Below are 20,088 nucleotides of genomic sequence, written 5' to 3' on the forward strand. Positions count from 1 at the left end.
GGCGTCCGGGAGCGGGCCCGGGAGTGCGGGCGGGGGCGGTGCGGCCTGGCCACCGGCGTCCGTACCGCGGGCGACGACCCCCCAGCCGCCCGCGGTGCCCACCACCGCGACGTCGCCGTCCCGGTCGGTGCGGTGCACGCGGGCGCCGGCGTCGGCCAGCCGCCCCAGCAGCCGCGGCGCCGGGTGCCCGTAGCCGTTGCCCGCGCCGACGGAGACGATCGCGGCGCGGGCTCCGGTGGCGGCGAGGAAGGCCGGGTCGACGTCCCCGCTGCCGTGGTGGGGCACCTTGAGCACGTCGGCCCGCAGGTCGACGCCGCCGCGCAGCAGCGCGACCTCCTCGTCGGCGCCGATGTCACCGGTGAGCAGCAGCCGCAGCCCGCCGGCGGTCACCCGGGCGACGAGGGAAAGCCCGTTGGGGTCGGCCGCCGCCGTGGCCCGGAGGGGGTCGGGCGCGAGCACCTCGACCGCGACGCCGGCCACGCCGCGGCGGTCCCCCGGCACCAGCACCTCCCGGGTGCCGCCGACCTGCCGCACCAGGGCATCGATGACGGGCGTCCGGTCGTCGGCCGGGGAGAGGGTGCCGCTGGCCACCACGCCCACCGCCCGGCCGCCGAGCGCCCCGGCGAGCCCCCCGACGTGGTCGGCGTCCAGGTGGGAGAGCAGCACGAGGGGCAGCGCATCGATGCCCAGCCGGTCCAGGCAGCGGTCGATGGGGGCAGGGTCGGGGCCGGCGTCGACGAGCACCCCCTGGCCGTCGCCGAGCGGCAGCACCAGCCCGTCCCCCTGCCCGACGTCGCAGGCCACGAGCAGCGCACCGGTGGGCGGCCAGCCGTCGAGCCCCTGGCGCAGCGGCCAGCCCACCACCACCAGCCCGACCAGGGCCGCCAGCGCGAGCGGCCGCGCCCGCGGGAAGCGCCACAGCAGGCACCCGGCGACCAGCAGGAGGACGGCGAGCAGCAGGGCGCCCACCGTGCCCTTCGGCCAGCCGGCGACGGCGTCCGGCACCGCGGCGGCCCGCTCGGCCACCAGCACGATCCAGCGCACCGGCCACCCGGCGAGCCCGACCAGCGCGTCCCCGGCCGAGGGCAGCACCAGCCCGGCCGGGGCGGCCAGCAGCCCGAGGACCGTCGCCGCCGGCACGGCCGGTGCCGCCAGCAGGTTCGCCGGCAGCGACACCAGGCTCACCGTGCCGGTCAGCCCGGCGATCACCGGAGCGGTGGCCAGCCCGGCGGCCGCGCTCACGGCCACGGCGTCGGCGGGCCACGCCGGCCAGCCGTGCCCGCGGAGCCGCCGCGACCACGGTGGGGCCAGCAGCACGATCGCCGCGGTCGCCACCACCGACAGCGCGAACCCCGGGTCCCGCGCCAGGGCCGGCTCGACCAGCAGCAGCACGGTCACCGCCGCACCGAGCGCCGGCAACGCGGCCCGCGACCGGCCCGACGCCAGGGCGAGCAGCGCGACCGTGCCCATGGCGGCCGCCCGGAGCACGCTCGCGCTCGGCCGGGCCAGCACCACGAAGCCGACCAGCGCCAGCACGCCGACCAGCGCCTGCAGCCGCCGGTCGACCGCCCGGCGCCGCAGCGGCCGGAGCACCCCGGCGACCACGATCGCCACGTTGGCCCCGGAGACGGCGGTCAGGTGTGCCAGGCCGGCGCGCCGGAACTCCTCCTCCAGCACCGGGTCCATCCGGCTGGTGTCGCCCACCACCAGCCCCGGCAGGAGGCCACCGGCCCTTCCGTCGAGCACGCGCGCCGAGGCGGCTCCCAGCGAGTGCCGGAGGTCGCCGGCCACGCGCTGCACCGCCCCCGGTCCCCCGGCCGCCTCCGGTGGGCCGCGTGCCGACAGCACCGCGACCACGTCGTCGCCGCGCCCGGGCGGCGCGAGGCCCGCCCGCACCCGCAGGCGCTGGCCGGGGAGCAGCCCGGACCAGCCCTCAGCGGGTGCGAAGACCAGCACGGCGTCGTCCAGCTGGTGCACGGTGCCGCCGTCTGCGAGCGCCGTGACGTCGGCCTCGAGCAGCACCCTCGGCTGCCCGCCGCGGCCCGCCAGCACAGGCGGGTCGCCGCGCACGGTGAGGACGACCTGCGCCGTCCCGCCCGCCTCGGCCGCTGCCCGCAGCGGGGAGGCCTCCCGTACCGCTGCCCGCACGGCAGCGGTGCCGGAGCCGACCGCCACCCCGGCCAGCACCACGAGGGCGACGGTCGCCGCCGCGGCCCGGGTGCGCGCGAGCGGCACCGCCACGGCCAGCGCGGTACCGGCGACCAGCGCCAGCGTGGACCAGCGCAGGTGCGCTGCCACCAGCCCCGTCGCCCACACCGCGGCCGCGAGCGGCCAGAGCCGCAGGTCCAGCACCCGCGGGCGCCCGGGCGCGCGGCTCACACCCGCACCAGGTCGGCGAGCTCCGCGGCCTTGGCCGGGCCGATGCCCGGCACCTGGTCCAGCTCCTCGACGCTGCCGAAGCCGCCGGCGCGGGTGCGGTGGTCGACGATCCGCTGCGCGAGCACCGGGCCGATGCCCGGGAGGGCGTCGAGCTCGGCGACCCCCGCGGTGTTCAGGTCCAGCCGCCCTCCGGCACCCGCCGCGCCGGGTGCGGCCACGGGGGGCGCTCCGGCAGGCGCCGCCCCGGGGACCCCGACCGCGACCTGCTGCCCGTCGGAGAGCGGCGCGGCGAGGTTCACCGAGGCCGGGTCGGCGTCGGGCAGCAGCCCGCCGGCGGCCGCGACGGCGTCGGCGACCCGCGCACCGGCGGGCAGCGTCACCAGCCCGGGCCGCGCCACCTGGCCGACCACGGCGACCACCACCGGCGCGGACGTGGCGGCCGGTTCCGCGGTGGTCGCCGCCTCCCCCACCGGCCCGCCGGGCGCGGCGCTGCTCGGGGCGGACGGCACCGGCGTGGGCGCGGCCGCCGGCTCGACCTGCGGGCGCTGCACCCACGTCCAGGCCAGCAGGAGCAGCACCGCCACGGCGGCGGCCGTCCAGACGGCCCGGCTGCCACCGCGGCCGGCGTCCCAGCGCGGCGCCGTCCCGGGCGCGCGGTGCCGCCCACCGCCGGCCGGACGCGGCTCCGCGACGGGTGGCGCGACGGGCACGGTGATCCGGTCGTCCGCCGGCCATCCGGGCCCGTCCTCGTCGTCGGGCAGCCAGCCGCCCCCGGCCGGCCGGGGCTCGGCCAGGACGGCGCGCAGCCGGGCGCGGATGACGTCGGCGTCGTCGTCGCGGCGGGCAAGGAGGCGCACCCCGGCGACGCTAGGGAGCCCGGCCCCCGCCGCAGCCGGTCACGGCGGACCTGTGGAGGAGCACCCCGGCTGTGGACGACCGCGCGCCCGATCCGCGGGGCTCGCGGCAGCCTGTGCCGGTGCAGCCCCGCCCGCGGTCAGCCCGCGCCCTCGTCCGCGTCGCCGTCGTCCGCTCCCGTGCAGAGCACGACCCCGACCGCGCCGGGCCCCACGTGCGCACCGATCGCGGCACCGAGCTCGCTCACGTGCAGGTCCCGCAGGCCCGGGACGCGCGCCCGCAGCTCGGTCACCAGCCGGTCGGCGCGCTCGGCCGCCGCCAGGTGGTGCACCGCCAGCGACACCTCTCGCTCGCCGGCGTGCTCCACGACGTGCTGCACCAGGCGGGCCATCGCCCGCGCCGAGGTGCGCACCTTCTCCAGCGGCACGACCCGCCCGTCGACCACGTGCAGCACCGGCTTGACCGCCAGCGCCGAGCCGAGGACGGCGGCCGCCGAGCCGATCCGCCCACCGCGGCGCAGGTGCTCCAACGTGTCCACCACGAACAGCGTGCGGGTGCGGGCGGCGGTCTCGCGGGCGACGCGGGCCACGGTGTCCCCGTCCGCGCCGGCGGCGGCCGCGCGCGCCGCCTCGAGCACGGCGAACCCGGTGCCCATCGCCGCCGAGCGGGAGTCGACGACGGAGACGACGTGCTCCCCCACCTGCGAGGCGGCGACACGGGCGGCGTCCCAGGTGCCGGAGAGCTCCGCGGACAGGTGCACCGAGACGACGCGGTCGGCACCCGCGTCCAGCGCGGCCCGGTAGGCGGCGACGAAGTCCCCGGGCGTGGGCCGCGACGTCGACACCCGCTGGCCGCGGGTCATCAGCGCCCGCGCCACGTCCTCGGAGCTGACGTCCTCGCCCTCGCGCCCCGACCGGCCGGCCAGGACGACGTAGAGGGAGACGACCCGGATGCCCAGCTCGTCGGCGAGCTCGCGCGGCAGGTAGGCCGCCGAATCGGTGAGGACGGCGACGGGCACCAGGCGAGGCTAACCGCCCCCGTGCCGGCCGCTCGGGCGTGGTGCCACCACCGGTCAGCCGACGGCGTCGGCGTCCTGGGCCGGACCGTCGCCCGGACGGTCGCCGGCTGCGCCCGGTGCCCCCTGCTCGGGGTCGGCCCGGAGCCGTTCCGGCCGGGGTGCGGTGAGCCCCTCGGGCAGCGGACCGGCCGACACGTTGTGCCGCAACAGCCGCCACCGGCCGCTCTGCCGGGCCAGCTCGCTCCACGCGCAGTTGCCCAGCGGCCCGAAGACCCGGCGGTGGTCGGGCCCCAGCTCCAGCAGCGTCTCGATCATCCGGCCGCTCGTGCCCCCGTGGGTCACCACCACGGCGACGTCGGCCGGCGGCAGGTCGGCGAGCGCGGCGAGCACCCGGGCGGCGACCGCCGGGGCCTCCTCGCCGCCACGGCCGCGCACCGGTCGCCCGGCCAGCCAGTCCGCGTACTGCTCGGGGTACCGGTCGGCCACCTCGTCCCGGGTCAGCCCCTCCCAGGTGCCCATGCCGTGCTCGCGGAGCCGGGGGTCCAGCTGCAGCGGCACGCCCAGCAGCGAGGTCAGGGCGCGGGCGGTGTCCGCAGCGCGGTCCAGGTCGCTGGCGACCACCGCGGTGGAGCGGTTCCCGAGCCCGGCGGCGGCCACGAGGTGCGGCGCGGCGTGGGCCGCCTGCGCGCGCCCGACCTCGTCCAGCGGCGGGTCGAGCTGCCCCTGGAACCGGCCGGCCGCGTTCCACCCGGTCCGCCCGTGCCGCCAGACGACCAGGCGGGCCACCGGCAGCTCGGGCAGGGCCGCTGCCGTCACTGGCCGGCCGTCTCCGTGACCGACGCCGACCCGGGGTCCGCCGCACCGCCCGTGCCCTCCGCGGGCCGGTCCGCGTCGGTGAACGGGATGGTGGGGCAGTCCTTCCAGAGCCGCTCGAGGGCGTAGTAGGCCCGCTCCTCGGCGTGCTGGACGTGCACCACGACGTCGACGAAGTCCAGCAGCACCCAGCGGGCCTCGGCCACGCCCTCGCGGCGCACCGGCTTCACGCCGTGCTCCCGGAGCCGCTCCTCGACCTCGTCGACGATCGCCTGGACCTGCCGCTCGTTCGGGGCCGACGCGAGGACGAAGGCGTCGGTGATGGCGAGCCGCTCGCTGACGTCGACGATGGTGACGTCGGTGGCCAGCTTGTCCGCGGCGGCCTGGGCGGCGCGCAGCGCGGTCTCCCGGGCCTCGGGCGAGGCGGTCATTCGGGCACCTCCTGGAGGTGGGACGTCGTCGGTGGGGGGCGCTCGCCGGAGGGGTCGGGGCTGGTCCCCGGCCCGGCCGGCGGGCGGTCGTAGGTGGGGCGCTCATCCGCCGGGCGGCCGTCGCGGACGGGACCGGCGGCCGGCCTGCGCGCGGTACCCCGGTAGAGGCCGCGCTTCTCGATGTACTGGACGACGCCGTCGGGCACGAGGTACCAGACCGGCATCCCGCGGCCCACCCGCTCCCGGCAGTCGCTGGAGCTGATCGCGAGCGCGGGGATCTCCACGAGGCTGACCCCGCCCTCGGGCAGGTGGCTGTTCTCCAGCGTGTACCCCGGCCGCGTGACCCCGATGAAGTGGGCCAGCTCGAAGCACCGGGCGCCGTCCCGCCAGGTCATGATCTGGGCGAGGGCGTCGGCACCGGTGATGAAGAACAGCTCGTCCCCGGTGCGCTGGGCCTGGAGGTCGGTGAGCGTGTCGTAGGTGTACGTGGGGCCGCCCCGGTCGATGTCGACCCGGCTCACGGAGAACCGCGGGTTGGACGCGGTCGCGATGACGGTCATGAGGTAGCGGTCCTCGGCGGGGCTGACGTCCCGGTCGCTCTTCTGCCACGGCTCGCCGGTGGGGACGAAGACGACCTCGTCGAGCCCGAAGAGGCCGGCCACCTCGCTCGCGGCGACGAGGTGCCCGTGGTGGATGGGGTCGAAGGTCCCACCCATCACGCCGACTCGTCGTCCCGCCACCGACCGAGCGTATCCGGGCGGCACGACGCGGCGCCGCGAGGACCGGTGACGTGCTGGGACGGCCCCTCCGCAGGGGCCCGCCACGGGCGTGCGAGTGGTGGGGGGCGGAGGGGTCCTCTTCAGAGGGTCGTGACGAAGTCGGCCAGCTGGGCGGCGTTGCGGCACTCGACCATGTCGATCACCTCGCCGTACCGCTCCGCCGCGGAGTCGCCGCTCCCCCACAGCCGGCGTGGCTCGGGGTTCAGCCAGTGCGCCGAGCGGGCCTTGCCCACGAGCCCGGCCAGCACCGGCACCCCGGGCTGCCGGTAGTTGGTGCGCCCGTCGCCGAGCACCAGCAGCGACGTCTTCGGCCCGACCGCCGAGGCCCAGCGGTCGGCGAACACCTCGAAGGCGGTGCCGTAGTCGCTGTGCCCGTCGAAGCCCACCACCTGCGCCTCGCGGCCCATCCGCGCGATCGCGTCGGCGACGTCGACCCCCGGGGTGAAGAAGCGGGTGACCTCGTCGGTGGAGTCGACGAAGGCGAACGCCCGGACGCCGGTGAAGTGCTCCCGCAGCGCCTGGGTGAGCATCAGCGTGAAGTGGCTGAACCCGGCCACCGAGCCGCTGACGTCGCAGAGCACGACCAGCTCCGGCTTGTGCACCTTGCGCGGCCGGTGGTGGGTGACGACGGGGACCCCGCCGGTGCCCAGCGACGCGCGGACGGTCTTGCGGAAGTCCAGCCGGCCCTCCCGCCCCAGCCGCCGGCGGGCGGACAGCCGGACGGCGAGCCGGCGGGCCAGCGGGGCCACCGACCGCCGCAGCTCGGCGAGGTCGGCGGACTGGGCGCGCAGGAAGTCGACCTGGTCGGCGAGCGGGCGGACGGCGTTCTTCGCCACCCGGTCGCGCCCCTTCTCCGCGGCCGTGCGCCGGCGCACCTCGGCCTCGACCGCCGTCCGGAAGGCCGCCAGCCGGTCGCGCACCGTCTGCCGGGCCACCTGCTCGGCCAGCCCCCCGCGCTCCGCGTCGCCGAGCAGCCCGGCGAGCAGCTGCGCGACGAGCGTGTCCGGCGAGAGGGCCCGCATCACGCGGTAGCTGAAGTAGGACTGCCCCGAGGGCGTCGGCTGCCCCTGGCCCAGCTGGTCGACGGCGTCCCGCGCGAACCGGCGCAGCGCCTCGGGGTCGCCGTCGGTCAGCAGCTCCAGCAGCTGCGCGCGCATCAGCTCGGCCAGCGCGGCGTCGTCGGGCACGTCGAGGGTGGGCTGCCCGGCCTCCCCCGCCTCGTCGTCGCCGTCGTCGGGCGCCGGGCGGTCGCCCAGCGGCCACCAGAGGTCGAACAGGACGTCGTACGTCGGGCGCTGGGCCGCACGCTGGAGCAGCACCGCGGCCAGCCCGTGGCGCAGCTGCTCGCGGTCGAGCAGGTCGACGGCGGTGAGGATCTCCGCGGCGTCGACGGCCTGGCTGATCCCGACCGGGATGCCGGCCTCGCGCACCGCCCGCACGAACCCGTCCAGGTGCCCGGCGAGCCCGCCGGGCTCCCGGACCGGCGCGTGCGGCTGCTCCATCAGTTCAGCCGCAGCTCGGCCGCTGCCCGGGTCTGGTCGCTGGCGTGCTTGAGCACCACGCCCAGCGTCGCGGACATCGCCGGCTCGTCGAGGGTGTCCAGCCCCAGCTCCAGCAGGGTCTGCGCCCAGTCGAGGGTCTCCGAGATCGACGGCGACTTCTTCAGCTCCAGCCCGCGCAGCGCCCGCACCGTCGCGACCAGCTGGTCGGCCAGCCCCGAGGCGAGGTCGGGCACGCGGGAGAGCACGATCTCCCGCTCCCGCTCGGCGGACGGGTAGTCCAGCGCCAGGTACAGGCAGCGCCGCTTGAGCGCCTCGGAGAGCTCGCGGGTGGCGTTCGAGGTGAGGACGACGGTCGGCCGGCGGGTCGCGGTGACCGTGCCCAGCTCGGGGATGGTGACCTGGAAGTCGCTGAGCACCTCGAGCAGCAGGCCCTCCACCTCGACGTCGGCCTTGTCCGTCTCGTCGATGAGCAGCACGGTGGGCTCGGTGCGGCGGATGGCGGTCAGCAGCGGGCGGGCGAGCAGGAACTCCTCGCCGAAGATGTCGTCGTGGACGGTGTCCCAGTCCGCGCCACCCTCGGCCTGGGATGCCTGGATGCGCAGCAGCTGCTTCTTGTAGTTCCACTCGTACAGCGCCCGGGCCTCGTCCAGGCCCTCGTAGCACTGCAGCCGGATGAGCTCGGACCCGGTGGCGGCGGCCAGCGCCTTGGCCAGCTCCGTCTTGCCCGTGCCCGCCGGCCCCTCCACCAGCAGCGGCTTGCCCAGCCGGTCGGCGAGGAAGACCGTCGTCGCGATCTGCGCGTCGGGCAGGTAGCCGGCGGTGGACAGCCGCTTGCTGACGTCCGCGACCGAGGAGAAGTGCGGGGACTGCGACGGCGGGCGGGGCATGCGGCTCCTCGGGAGGGGCGGGGTCAGCGCGTGTGGCCGGACCCCGTGACGACGTACGTGGTCGAGGTGAGCTCGGGCAGGCCGAGCGGCCCCCGGGCGTGCAGCTTCTGGGTGGAGATGCCGATCTCGGCGCCGAACCCGAACTCCCCGCCGTCGGTGAACCGGGTGGAGGCGTTGACCAGCACGGCGGCGGCGTCCACCCCGGCGGTGAACTCGGCGATCGCGCGGGCGGAGTCGGCGACGACCGCCTCGGTGTGGCCGGTGCTCCACCGGGCGATGTGGTCCAGCGCCTGCGGCAGGTCGTCGACGACCCGCACCGCCATGTCCATCGACAGGTACTCGGTGCCCCAGTCGTCGTCCGTGGCCGGGACGACGCCCTCGTGGGCCGAGCGGGCCGCGTCGTCGCCGTGGAGCGCGACCCCGGCGTCGGCCAGCGCGGCCAGCAGCCGGGGCAGGTGCGGGTACGAGCGGTGCACCAGCAGCGTCTCGGCGCTGTTGCAGACGCTCACCCGGTGGGTCTTGGAGTTGAGCACGACCGCCTCGGCGATCACCGGGTCGGCCGAGGCGTCGACGTAGACGTGGCAGTTGCCCTCGCCGGTCTCGATCACCGGCACCCGGGACTCCCGCACGACTCGCTGGATCAGCGAGGACCCGCCGCGGGGGATGACGACGTCGACCAGGCCGCGGGCGTTCAGCAGCTCCCCCACCGAGGCGCGGTCGGCCGGCAGCAGCTCCACGAAACCCGCCGGCAGCCCCGCCTTCTCCCCCGCCTCGGCGAGGACGGCGAGCAGCGCGGTGTTGGTGGCGAACGCCGAGGCCGAGCCGCGCAGCAGCGCCGCGTTGCCGCTCTTGAGGCACAGCCCGGCGGCGTCGACGGTCACGTTGGGGCGGGCCTCGTAGATGATGCCGACGACACCGAGGGGCACGCGGACCTGCGTGAGCTCCAGCCCGTTGGGCAGCCGCGACCCGCGGACGACGTCGCCCACCGGGTCGGGCAGCGCGACCAGCTGGCGCAGCGCGTCGGCGACCCCGGCGATCCGGCCGGCGTCCAGCCGCAGCCGGTCGACGATCGCCTCCGGCGTGCCGTCGGCCCGCGCCGCCGCGACGTCGGCCGCGTTGGCGGCCAGGATCTCGTCGGCGCGCTCGACCAGCGCCGCGGCCATCGCCGTCAGCGCGGCGTCCTTGGTGTCCGTCGGGAGGGTGCGGAGCACCCGGGCGGCGGCCTTCGCGCGGAGCGCGGCGGCACCGATCAGCGGCAGGCCGGAGACGTCGGGCACGCCGCGATCCTACGCGCGCGCCCCGTCGGCTCCCCCCGGCGTGACCCCGGACCGGCCCTCCGGCGTCTTGTGCGAGAATGATTCTCATGCACATGATCTCGATCCGCCGCAGCGCGGTCGCGCTCGGTTCGGCCACCTGCCTGCTGCTCACCGGGTGCGCGGCCGACGGTGGCGGGAGCGGGGCGGCCGAGGGCGAGCTGTCCGTGCTCGCCGGCTTCTACCCGCTGCAGTGGGCCGCCGAGCAGGTCGGCGGCGACCGCGTGCAGGTCTCCTCGGCCACCCCGCCCGGCGGCGAGCCGCACGACCTGGAGCTCACCCCGCGGGACGTCGCCGCGATCTCCGAGGCCGACCTGGTCATCCACCTCGAGGGCTTCCAGCCCGGCCTCGACGACGCCGTCGCGTCCGAGGCCCCCGACGCCGCCTGGGACGCGGGTCAGGCCGCCGACCTGTCGCTGACGACCACCAGCGAGCACGACCACGCCCACGAGGGCGAGGAGCACGCCGACGAGGAGGCCCACGCGGACGAGGCGCACGCCGAGGAGGAGGCGCACGCCGAGGGCGAGGGGTCGGTCGACCCGCACTTCTGGCTCGACCCCACCCGCCTGGCCGACGTCGCCGACGCCCTGGCCGACCGGCTCGCCGAACTGGACCCCGACGGCGCGGACACCTATGCGGACAACGCCGCTGCGCTGCGCGCCGACCTCGAGGCCCTGGACACGGAGATGTCCGACGCGCTCGCGGGCTGCGCGGTGGACACCCTGGTGACGAGCCACGACGCGTTCGGCTACCTCGGCGAGCGCTACGGTCTCGAGGTGGTCGGCATCAACGGGCTCAGCCCCTCGCAGGAGCCCAGCGCCGCCCAGCTCGGCGAGATCACCGAGCTGGTGGCCGACCGCGGCATCACCACCGTCTACACCGAGACCCTCGTCGACCCGGCGGTGGCCGAGACCGTGGCCGCGGAAGCGGGCGTGCGGACCGCCGTCCTCGACCCGCTCGAGGGGCTGACCGACGAGTCGGCCGGCGAGGACTACCTCGAGGTCATGCGCGCCAACCTGGCCACCCTGCAGGAGGGCCAGAACTGCTCGTGACCGGTCGCGATCTCGCCGAGCAGCACCGCACGGAGCCCGACCTCGACCTCGCGGTCGGGCTCCGCGGCGCCAGCATCGGCTACGGCGACGTCCCCGTGGTGCAGGACGTCGACCTGACCGTGCACCCGGGCGAGGCGCTCGCCGTCCTCGGGTCGAACGGCTCCGGGAAGACCACCCTCGCCCGCGGCCTGCTCGGCCTGGCCTCCGTGCTGGGCGGGGAGGTGACGGTCCTCGGTGCGCCGGTGGGGCGGCTGCGCGAGCGCGGCCGCGTCGGCTACGTGCCCCAGCGGCACACGGTCAGCGGGGCCGTGCCGGCGACCGTCCGCGAGGTGGTCGGCGTCGGCCGGCTCGCGCGGCGCGGGCTGCTCGGCCGTCCCACGGCCGCCGACCGCGCGGCGGTGGCCGACGCCATCGACGCGGTGGGGCTCGGCGACCGCACGCGGGACCCGGTCGCGTCGCTGTCGGGCGGCCAGCAGCGCCGCGTTCTCGTGGCCCGGGCACTGGCCGCCGAACCGGAGCTGCTGGTCATGGACGAGCCGACCGCCGGGGTCGACGCCGCCAACCAGGAGACGCTCGCCCGGGTCCTCGCCGAGGTCTCCGCGCGCGGGACGACCCTGCTCGTGGTCACCCACGAGGCCGGCCCGCTCGCCGGCGTCCTGACCCGCGCGGTCGTCGTCGACCACGGGCGGATCCGCTACGACGGCCCCCTCGCCGGGGCCGGCCCGCTCGCCGGCGACGCGGGGCACCACCACCCCGAGGACCCGGACGACCACCCGGGGACCGGGTACCGCCAGCACCAGCCGTGGACGTCGTCCCGCCCGGTGCGCGCCCGCGACGGGGAGCAGTGACGTGGAGATCCTCCAGTACGGGTTCATGCAGCGGGCGCTGCTGGCCTCCCTGATGGTGGGGCTGGCCGCTCCGGCGGTCGGCATCTTCCTGGTGCAGCGGCGGCTGTCGCTGCTGGGCGACGGGCTCGGCCACGTCGCGCTCGTCGGCGTCGGCGTCGGCGTCCTCACCTCCACCGCCCCGGTGGGGGCGGCCCTCGTCGCGGCGGTCGCCGGGGCGGTGCTGATCGAGCTGGTCCGAGCCCGCGGGCGCACCAGCGGTGACGTGGCGCTCGCCGTCCTCTTCTACGGGGGCATCGCCGGTGGTGTGGTGCTGCTCAGCCTCGCGCCCGCCGGCCAGGCGACCAACCTCGACGCGTACCTGTTCGGGGCGATCACCACCACCAGCGCCGGGGACCTGGTGGCCTTCGGCGTGATCACGGTGGTGATCCTGTCGGTCGTCTGGCTGCTCGGGCAGCGGCTGTACGCGGTGAGCGACGACGAGGAGTACGCGCGCGCGGTGGGCCTGCCCGTGCTGGCGCTCAACGTGGTGCTCGCCGCGCTCGTGGCCTCGACGGTCGTGCTGTCGATGCGCGTCGTCGGCCTGCTGCTGATCAGCGCGCTGATGATCCTGCCCAGCGCGGTCGCCCAGCTGCTGGCCGGCAGCTTCCGACAGGCGCTGCTGCTGGCCTGCGGCATCGGGCTGGTGGTCAGCCTCGCCGGGACCACGGCCTCCTACTACACGGGCACGCCGTCGGGCGGCACGATCGTGCTGCTGGCCATCGCGCTGTTCCTGCTCGTCGCGCTGGGCGTCGCCGTCCGGGAGGCCACGGGCCGCCGCCGGCACCGGCGTAAGGTCGGCCTGCACGCCGCCCACCCGCACGAGCACGGGGAGGGCTGCGGCCACCGGCCGGTCCCGCACGGCGACCACGTGGACTACGACCACGACGGCCACCTGCACGCCCCGCACCGGACCGGCACGGGCGTGCACTACGACGAGCACGGCGAGCACCCGGTGCCGGCACCGGTGGAGGGAAAGGCAGGCCGACCGTGAGCTCCCCCGACACCGCTCCCCCCGCCCGCCGGCAGACCCGCCAGCGCACCGCCGTCCTGGACCTGCTCGACGAGCTCGACGGCTTCCGGAGCGCCCAGGACCTGCACGCCCTGCTGCGCGAGCGCGGCGACTCGGTGGGCCTGGCGACGGTCTACCGGGCGCTGCAGGCGCTGGTCGACGACGGCCTGGTCGACGTGCTGCGCAGCGGCGAGGGCGAGGCCGCGTACCGCCGGTGCTCGCCGGTGCACCACCACCACCTGGTGTGCCGCTCGTGCGGGCGGACGGTGGAGGTCGCCGACCCGCCGGTGGAGCGCTGGGCGGCGAGGATCGCCGCCGAGCACGGCTTCGCCGACGTGCAGCACGAGCTCGAGGTGTTCGGCACCTGCGGGAGCTGCGCCGCCGACCGCTGAGCGGCTGACGCTACCGACGCGTCAGCGCTCGCGGAGCGCCCGAAGGGCCGCCTTCCGGGCGTCACCGGTGAGCCGGTCCAGGAAGACCTTCCCGTCGAGGTGGTCGACCTCGTGCTGCAGGCAGCGGGCCATCAGCCCCTCGCCCTCCAGCCGCAGCGGCTTGCCGTCGACGTCGAAGCCCTCCGCGACGCAGCGCATCGCGCGCACGGTCGGTGCCCAGATGCCCGGCACCGAGAGACAGCCCTCGTCGCCGTCCTGGATCTCCTCGGAGCGCTCGACGATGACCGGGTTGACCATGTGCCCGATCACGCCGTCGATGTTGTACGAGAAGGCGCGCACGTTGACGCCGATCTGCGGCGCCGCGACCCCGGCCCGGCCGGGGTGGTCGACGGTCTCCTCCAGGTCGCGGACCAGCGCGGCCAGCCAGGCGTCGAAGGCCCGGACCGGGTCCGAGGGGGTGCGCAGCACCGGGTCGCCGAGTTCGCGGATGGGGCGGATCGTCACCCGGCCAGTCTCTCAGCCCGGTCCCGGCGCTCAGCGCAGGCGTCCGACCAGCACCATCTCGTCGCGGTGCACCACCTCGCGGCGGTACTCGGCCGGGAGGTCGCCGGTCTTGCGGCCGAGCAGCCGGGGCATCTCCCGCGCGTCGTAGGCGACCAGCCCGCGGGCGACCACCACGCCGTCCGGCCCGACCAGCTCCACCGGGTCGTCGGCGAGGAACTCCCCCGCCACGCCGGTGATCCCGGCGGCCAGCAGCGACGCGTGCCGCTCGCGGAGGGCGGCGACCGCCCCGTCGTCGAGCAGCAGCCGGCCCCGCGGACGGCTGGCGTAGCGCAGCCAGAACTGGCGGGCGCTGGGCCGCTTGCCCATCGGCGCGAAGAGGGTGCCCACCCGGTCGCCGTCCAGCGCGCCCGCGGCCTGCGGGGTGGAGGTGACCACGACCGGCACCCCGGCGTGCGCGGCGATGAACGCCGCCTCGACCTTGGTCGCCATCCCCCCGGTGCCCACGCCGTTGCGGCTGGCCGAGCCGAGGACGACCGCGGCGAGGTCCGCCGGGTCTCGCACGGTGTCGACCAGCTGAGCGGGCCCGGTGCGCGGGTCGCCGTCGTACACCCCGTCGACGTCGGAGAGCAGCACGAGGGCGTCGGCCTGCGACAGGTGGGCGACCAGCGCGGCGAGCCGGTCGTTGTCCCCGAAGCGGATCTCGTCGGTGGCGACCGTGTCGTTCTCGTTCACGACCGGCAGCACGCCGAGGTCCAGCAGCCGGTCCACCGTCCGCCGGGCGTTGCGGTAGTGGCTGCGGCGGGTGAGGTCGTCGGCGGTGAGCAGCACCTGGCCGACGGTGATCCCGTGACGGGCGAAGGCGTCGGCGTAGGTCTGCACCAGGCGCAGCTGACCGACGCTGGCCGCGGCCTGCGCGGTCGCCAGATCTCGCGGGCGCCCGTCGAGGCCGAGCGGCGCCAGCCCCGCCGCGATCGCGCCGGAGGAGACGAGCACGACCTCCCGGCCCGACGACCGAACGGCGGCGAGCGCGTCGACCAGGGCGGTCAGCCGCTCGACGTCCAGCCCACCGGGCAGCGTGGTCAGCGAGGAGGAGCCGACCTTGACCACGACCCGGCCCGCTCCGGCGATCGCGGGGCGGGCGGCGGCAGCGGTCACCGGTCCCCCTCGCCGGCCCCACCGGGTAGGTCGTCGGCCAGCTCCTCGAGCTCCGCGTCGGTCCAGCCGCGCTCGGTCGCCTCGAACGGCACCCGGCGGGCGCGCTTGGCCGCCAGCCGCTCGGCGGCCCCGATCCGCTCGTTGCTCTCCAGCCGGTTGTCGGTGCCGCGCCCGCCCAGGCCCGCGGACTCCTCGGCGGTGAGGGTGCCGGCGGGCAGCGTGGGCGCCCAGTCGAAGGTGACGTCGCCGATGGTGACGGCGTCGCCCTCGCGGGCGCCGGCCTTGGCCAGCTCCTCCTCCACCCCGAGGCGGTTGAGCCGGTCGGCGAGGTAGCCGACGGCCTCGTCGTTGGTGAAGTCGGTCTGCCGCACCCACCGCTCGGGCTTCACGCCGCGGACGACGAACGAGCCGGGGTCGTCGGGGTCGCGCTCGACGGTGAAGCCGGTGTCGTCGACGGCGCGCGGGGTCAGCGTCACCCGCACCGGCTCGGGCGCCGGCAGCGAGGCGCGGTGCTCCTCGACGGCGGCCGCCAGGGCGTAGCCGAGCGCGGCGAGCCCCTCACCGGTCACGGCGCTGATCGGGAACACCTGCAGGCCGCGCGCCTCGAGGGTCCCGCGGACGAGGTCGACCAGCTCCCGGCCGTCGGGGACGTCGATCTTGTTGAGGACGGCGATGCGGAGCCGACCGACCAGGTCGAGCTCGTCCCCGGAGTACTGGGCGAGCTCGTGCTCCAGCGCCTCGATGTCGGTCTCGGGGTCGCGCCCGGGCTCCATGGTGGCCATGTCGATGACGTGCACCAGGACGGCGCAGCGCTCGACGTGCCGCAGGAACTGCAGGCCCAGCCCCTTGCCCGCCGAGGCGCCGGGGATCAGGCCCGGCACGTCGGCCATCGTGTAGACGGTGTCGCCGGAGCGCACCACGCCGAGGTTGGGCACCAGCGTGGTGAAGGGGTAGTCGGCGATCTTCGGCCGGGCCGCCGACATGGCGGCGACCAGCGAGGACTTGCCCGCCGACGGGTACCCGACCAGCCCGACGTCGGCGATGCTCTTGAGCTCCAGCACCGCGTCGAGGGCTTCGCCGGGCTCGCCGAGCAGCGCGAACCCGGGTGCCTTGCGGCGGTTGTTGGCCAGCGCGGCGTTGCCCAGCCCGCCCTTGCCCCCGTGCGCGAGCACCACCCGGGTGCCGGCGCCGACCAGGTCGGCGATCTGCCGGCCGTCGAGGGTGCTCACGACCGTGCCCTCGGGGACGCGCAGGACGCGGTCCTCGCCGCGGGCACCGTGCCGGTTGCTGCCGGCGCCGGGGCGGCCGTTGGCCGCCTTCTGGTGCGGGCGGTGGTGGAAGTCCAGCAGCGTGTGCACGCTCGGGTCCACCTCGAGGACGACGTCGCCGCCGTCACCGCCGTTGCCGCCGTCGGGCCCGCCGAGCGGCTTGAACTTCTCCCGGTGCACCGACGACACACCGTGCCCGCCGTTGCCGGCGGCGACGTGGATGGTCACCCGGTCGACGAAAGCGGCCATGCCCGCCACCTCCTAGCTGGCTGAGAAGCGCCACGAGCGCACGGGCCCATCGGCCCGTGCGCTCGTCGGCAGAACGGATGTGGTGGCCCCGCTGGGAACAGCGGGAGCCTTCCTCAGACCGCGGTGATGGAGACGGTCTTGCGTCCCCGTCGCGTGCCGAAGGTGACCGCGCCCGGCGCGAGCGCGAACAGCGTGTCGTCGCCACCGCGGCCGACACCCAGGCCCGGGTGGAAGTGGGTGCCGCGCTGGCGGACGATGATCTCGCCGGCCTTCACGACCTGGCCGCCGAACCGCTTCACGCCGAGGCGCTGGGCGTTCGAGTCGCGGCCGTTCCGGGAGGACGAGGCGCCCTTCTTGTGTGCCATGTCGGGGTCAGCCCTTCGTGATGTCGCGGACCACGACGTCGGTGAGGCGCTGACGGTGCCCCTGACGCTTGTGGTAGCCGGTCTTGTTCTTGAACTTGTGGATGTGGATCTTGGGACCCTTGCCGTGGGCGAGGATCTCACCCGTCACGGTCACCTTCGCCAGGGCCGCCGCGTCGCTGGTGACGGTGTCACCGTCGACCAGGAGGATGGCCGGCAGGGTGACGGTGTCGCCAGCCTCACCGGCGAGACGGTTGATCGTGAACGTGTCGCCCACGGCCACCTTGTGCTGGCTGCCGCCAGCCTTCACCACTGCGTACACCACTGACTCCTGTTCGCGTTTCTCACGTCGAGCTCTGTGTCCGGCGCGCACGACCGGGGGGCGCCGGGTGCTTGGACGGGCTGCGCACGCCGTCCCGGCGGCGCCCGCAAGCGCCTGCGCGGTGGCGCAGCAACCCGTCCAGCGTACCCGAGCCGTCCCGGGCCGGTCGACACGCCCTGGTCGTGACCCTGCTGACCCCGGAAGGGCTAGCTGACCGGCGGGCCGGCCGGCCGGCTGGCCGCCCGGCGTCGCCGCGGCCGGGTGGCCGCGGCAGAGACCTCGCCGTTCCCCGGGGCCTGCGCCTCCGGGGCCGGCGGGGCGTCCTTGACCTGCGGGGCCTCCTGGGCCGGCGGGCCGTCCGGCGCCGGCGCACCGGCGTCGGCGGTGTGCGCCGCCCCGCCGGGGACGACGTCGGCGGCCGTGGTCGCCGGGGTGATCGGCAGGGCGTCCTGCTCCGGCGCCTCCACCGCGGCGACCTCACCGGCCGGGAGGACGTCGTCGGCCTCCGTGCCCGCCTCCGCCGTCTCCGCGGCGGGCACCGGCACCGGCGTCGTCCCCTCCAGCGGCGGCACCGTCGCCGCCGGGGCGGCGACCTCCTCGGGCGCGGGCGCCACGGGGCCGGCCTCCTCCACCGCCTCGGCGGAGCCGTCGGCGACCGGCTCGGCCGGTGCCCCGTCGTCGGCGCGGGTGCCGGCGAGCACGGCGGCGTCCTCGGCCGCGCGCTCCTCGCCCGCCTGCCCGCGGTTGCGGCGACCCCGGCTGCGGCGGCCGCTGCGGCCGCCGCCCTCGGGGGCCTCGCCGTCCCCGGCGGCCTCGGCGGCGACCGGCCGAGCGCCCTCCTCGGCCTCCCCGGCGTCCGGCGCCTCCTTGGCGGGGGACTCCTTGCCGCCGGACTCCTTGCCGCCACCGCCGCCGCGGTTGCGCCCGCTGCCCGCGTCCTTGCCGCCGCCGCCGGAGCCGTTGCCGCCCGAGCCGCTCCCCCGGCGCTTGTCGTCGACCGGGTCGGTGTGCACCAGGATCCCGCGGCCGCGGCAGTGGTCGCAGGCCTCGGAGAAGACCTCCAGCAGCCCCTGGCCCACCCGCTTGCGGGTCATCTGGACCAGGCCCAGCGAGGTCACCTCGGCGACCTGGTGCTTGGTGCGGTCGCGGCCCAGGCACTCGGTCAGCCGCCGCAGCACGAGGTCGCGGTTGCTCTCGAGCACCATGTCGATGAAGTCGATGACGATGATGCCGCCGATGTCGCGCAGCCGGAGCTGGCGGACGATCTCCTCCGCCGCCTCCATGTTGTTGCGCGTCACCGTCTGCTCGAGGTTGCCCCCGGAGCCGGTGAACTTGCCGGTGTTGACGTCGACGACGGTCATCGCCTCGGTCCGGTCGATGACCAGCGAGCCACCCGAGGGCAGCCAGACCTTGCGGTCCAGCGCCTTGGTGAGCTGCTCGTCGATCCGCAGGTCCCGGAAGACGTCGCCCTCACCGGTGTAGCGGGTGAGCCGCTCGGACAGCTCGGGCGAGACGTGCGCGACGTAGGCCTCGACGGTGTCCCAGGCGTCGTCGCCCTGGACGACGAGCTCCTTGAAGTCCTCGTTGAAGACGTCGCGGATGACCCGGATCGCGAGGTCCGGCTCCCCGTACAGCAGCGTCGGCGCGTTCGTCGTCGACTCGGACTTCTGCTTGATGACGTCCCACTGCGCCTTGAGCCGGTTGACGTCCCGGGTGAGCTCCTCCTCCGAGGCGCCCTCCGCCGCGGTCCGGATGATGACGCCGGCGTCCTCGGGGACGATCTTCTTGAGGATGTCCTTGAGCCGCTGGCGCTCGGTGTCGGGCAGCTTGCGGCTGATCCCGGTCATCGAGCCGCCGGGCACGTACACCAGGAAGCGGCCGGGCAGGTTGATCTGCTGGGTCAGCCGGGCGCCCTTGTGGCCGATCGGGTCCTTGGTGACCTGCACCAGGATCTTGTCGCCGGACTTGAACGCCTGCTCGATCGAGCGCTGCTTACCCGAGAGCCCGACGGCGTCCCAGTTGACCTCACCGGCGTAGACGACGGCGTTGCGCCCCTTGCCGATGTCGACGAACGCGGCCTCCATGCTCGGGAGCACGTTCTGCACCCGGCCCAGGTAGACGTTGCCCGCGAAGGACGTCGCCGAGGCCTGGGTGACGTAGTGCTCGACGAGGACGTCGTCCTCGAGGACGGCGATCTGCGTCCGCTCACCCCGCTGGCGGATGACCATCTTGCGGTCCACCGCCTCGCGGCGGGCCAGGAACTCGGCCTCGGTGAGGATCGGCTGGCGGCGGCGGCCGGTGTCGCGGCCGTCCCGACGGCGCTGGCGCTTGGCCTCCAGGCGGGTGGAGCCGGTGATGCCGCGGACGTCGTCGTCGCTGGTCGTGCGGCCGTTGCGCCCGGCGCGCTCGGGGCGGTCGTCGTCGTCGGCGTCGTCGGAGCTCTCGTCCGCGCCCGAGCTGCCACCCCGGCGGCGACGGCGGCGCCGGCGCCGGGTGCCCGAACCGGTCGAGCCCTCGTCGTCGCCCTCGTCCTCGTCGGCCTCGGCGGACTCGGCGGAGGTGTCCTCGTCCTCGGCGTCGTCGCTGCCGGGCCGCTCGTCACCGGAGTCGTCGTCGGCGTCCGAGGAGTCCTCGCCGCTGCGGCCGCGGCCACGGCCCCGGCGGCCGCGACGGCGACGGCGGCTCGCCGACGAGCCACCCTCGTCGCGGTCCTCGCCCGAGTCGTCGCGGTCCTCGCCGTCCTCGGCCTGCTCGTCGTCGGTGTCCGCCTCGGCCTGCTCCGGCTGCTCCGCGGCGGCGCGGCGGCGCGACCGGCTGCGGCGGGAGCGCGGCGCCTCGTCGGCCGCGGCGTCGTCGCCGTCCTGCTCCTCGGCGGTGCCGTCGGCGAGCTCGGGGTCGGGCGACTCCACGG

General features: G+C 76.4%; 18 protein-coding genes and 1 pseudogene. 4 read left to right on the top strand and 15 right to left on the bottom strand.

Annotated elements, in window-relative coordinates; genetic code table 11:
• Window positions 1–279: 279 nt before the first annotated feature.
• The 9 genes and pseudogenes from E9529_RS02775 to E9529_RS02815 all read right to left on the bottom strand — a co-directional run.
• Window positions 280–2,379: pseudogene (locus tag E9529_RS02775) on the bottom strand (ComEC/Rec2 family competence protein); the annotation flags it as partial.
• Entirely contained in the window at window positions 2,376–3,236 is an 861-nt protein-coding gene (locus E9529_RS02780) for a helix-hairpin-helix domain-containing protein (RefSeq protein WP_236829577.1), read from the bottom strand. The pseudogene E9529_RS02775 and the gene E9529_RS02780, both read right to left, overlap by 4 nt.
• Before the next feature lie 137 nt (window positions 3,237–3,373).
• Window positions 3,374–4,252, bottom strand: coding sequence for a DegV family protein (locus E9529_RS02785; protein ID WP_236829578.1), 879 nt, complete (start codon window positions 4,250–4,252; stop codon window positions 3,374–3,376).
• Window positions 4,253–4,306: 54 nt separating this feature from the next.
• Entirely contained in the window at window positions 4,307–5,068 is a 762-nt protein-coding gene (locus tag E9529_RS02790; protein ID WP_236829579.1) for a histidine phosphatase family protein, read from the bottom strand.
• A complete protein-coding gene (gene rsfS / locus E9529_RS02795; RefSeq protein WP_236829580.1) occupies window positions 5,065–5,496 on the bottom strand; it encodes a ribosome silencing factor in 432 nt (143 codons plus the stop codon). Before rsfS ends, E9529_RS02790 begins: the two co-directional genes overlap by 4 nt.
• The gene (gene nadD / locus E9529_RS02800) at window positions 5,493–6,236 is read right to left on the bottom strand and encodes a nicotinate-nucleotide adenylyltransferase (RefSeq protein WP_236829581.1); all 744 of its coding nucleotides are present in this window, start codon (window positions 6,234–6,236) and stop codon (window positions 5,493–5,495) included. The genes rsfS and nadD overlap by 4 nt, the downstream gene beginning before the upstream one ends.
• Window positions 6,237–6,355: 119 nt before the next feature.
• Window positions 6,356–7,777 carry a VWA domain-containing protein gene (locus E9529_RS02805; RefSeq protein ID WP_236829582.1) on the bottom strand — a complete coding sequence of 474 codons (1,422 nt, stop codon included), beginning with the start codon at window positions 7,775–7,777 and terminating at the stop codon, window positions 6,356–6,358.
• Entirely contained in the window at window positions 7,777–8,664 is an 888-nt protein-coding gene (locus tag E9529_RS02810; RefSeq protein ID WP_236829583.1) for a MoxR family ATPase, read from the bottom strand. Before E9529_RS02810 ends, E9529_RS02805 begins: the two co-directional genes overlap by 1 nt.
• A gap of 23 nt (window positions 8,665–8,687) precedes the next feature.
• A complete protein-coding gene (locus tag E9529_RS02815) occupies window positions 8,688–9,941 on the bottom strand; it encodes a glutamate-5-semialdehyde dehydrogenase (RefSeq protein WP_236829584.1) in 1,254 nt (417 codons plus the stop codon).
• Window positions 9,942–10,033: 92 nt separating this feature from the next.
• Here E9529_RS02815 and E9529_RS02820 point away from each other — a divergent pair, with 92 nt between their 5' ends.
• Genes E9529_RS02820 through E9529_RS02835 form a run of 4 tightly spaced genes read left to right on the top strand, consistent with a single transcriptional unit; the run spans window position 10,034 to window position 13,317 of the window.
• Complete coding sequence (locus E9529_RS02820) at window positions 10,034–11,029, top strand: metal ABC transporter substrate-binding protein (protein WP_236829585.1); 996 nt, start codon at window positions 10,034–10,036, stop codon at window positions 11,027–11,029.
• Window positions 11,026–11,877, top strand: coding sequence for a metal ABC transporter ATP-binding protein (locus E9529_RS02825; protein ID WP_236829586.1), 852 nt, complete (start codon window positions 11,026–11,028; stop codon window positions 11,875–11,877). Before E9529_RS02820 ends, E9529_RS02825 begins: the two co-directional genes overlap by 4 nt.
• A gap of 1 nt (window position 11,878) precedes the next feature.
• Complete coding sequence (locus E9529_RS02830) at window positions 11,879–12,907, top strand: metal ABC transporter permease (protein WP_236829587.1); 1,029 nt, start codon at window positions 11,879–11,881, stop codon at window positions 12,905–12,907.
• The gene (locus tag E9529_RS02835) at window positions 12,904–13,317 is read left to right on the top strand and encodes a Fur family transcriptional regulator (RefSeq protein ID WP_236829588.1); all 414 of its coding nucleotides are present in this window, start codon (window positions 12,904–12,906) and stop codon (window positions 13,315–13,317) included. Before E9529_RS02830 ends, E9529_RS02835 begins: the two co-directional genes overlap by 4 nt.
• A gap of 21 nt (window positions 13,318–13,338) precedes the next feature.
• Here the strand turns inward: E9529_RS02835 and def are convergent, their stop codons facing one another.
• From def to E9529_RS02865, 6 genes are all read right to left on the bottom strand, one after another.
• On the bottom strand, window positions 13,339–13,821 hold the full coding sequence (def, locus tag E9529_RS02840; protein ID WP_236829589.1) for a peptide deformylase: 483 nt from the start codon (window positions 13,819–13,821) through the stop codon (window positions 13,339–13,341).
• Between the two features lie 30 nt (window positions 13,822–13,851).
• Window positions 13,852–14,976 (bottom strand): glutamate 5-kinase, encoded by a 1,125-nt coding sequence (gene proB, locus E9529_RS02845; RefSeq protein ID WP_236829590.1) that lies wholly within the window; start codon window positions 14,974–14,976, stop codon window positions 13,852–13,854.
• Complete coding sequence (obgE, locus tag E9529_RS02850; RefSeq protein ID WP_236829591.1) at window positions 14,973–16,493, bottom strand: GTPase ObgE; 1,521 nt, start codon at window positions 16,491–16,493, stop codon at window positions 14,973–14,975. The genes proB and obgE overlap by 4 nt, the downstream gene beginning before the upstream one ends.
• Window positions 16,494–16,606: 113 nt before the next feature.
• Window positions 16,607–16,858, bottom strand: coding sequence for a 50S ribosomal protein L27 (rpmA, locus tag E9529_RS02855; protein WP_236829592.1), 252 nt, complete (start codon window positions 16,856–16,858; stop codon window positions 16,607–16,609).
• 7 nt (window positions 16,859–16,865) lie between these two features.
• Window positions 16,866–17,177, bottom strand: a complete 312-nt coding sequence (gene rplU, locus E9529_RS02860) for a 50S ribosomal protein L21 (protein ID WP_236829593.1) — start codon at window positions 17,175–17,177, stop codon at window positions 16,866–16,868.
• A gap of 206 nt (window positions 17,178–17,383) precedes the next feature.
• Window positions 17,384–20,088: Rne/Rng family ribonuclease (locus E9529_RS02865; protein ID WP_236829594.1), on the bottom strand; the 2,705-nt coding region annotated here is incomplete at its 5' end.

Origin of the sequence: Blastococcus sp. KM273128 (assembly GCF_021698975.1) — a bacterium.
Lineage (GTDB): Bacteria > Actinomycetota > Actinomycetes > Mycobacteriales > Geodermatophilaceae > Blastococcus.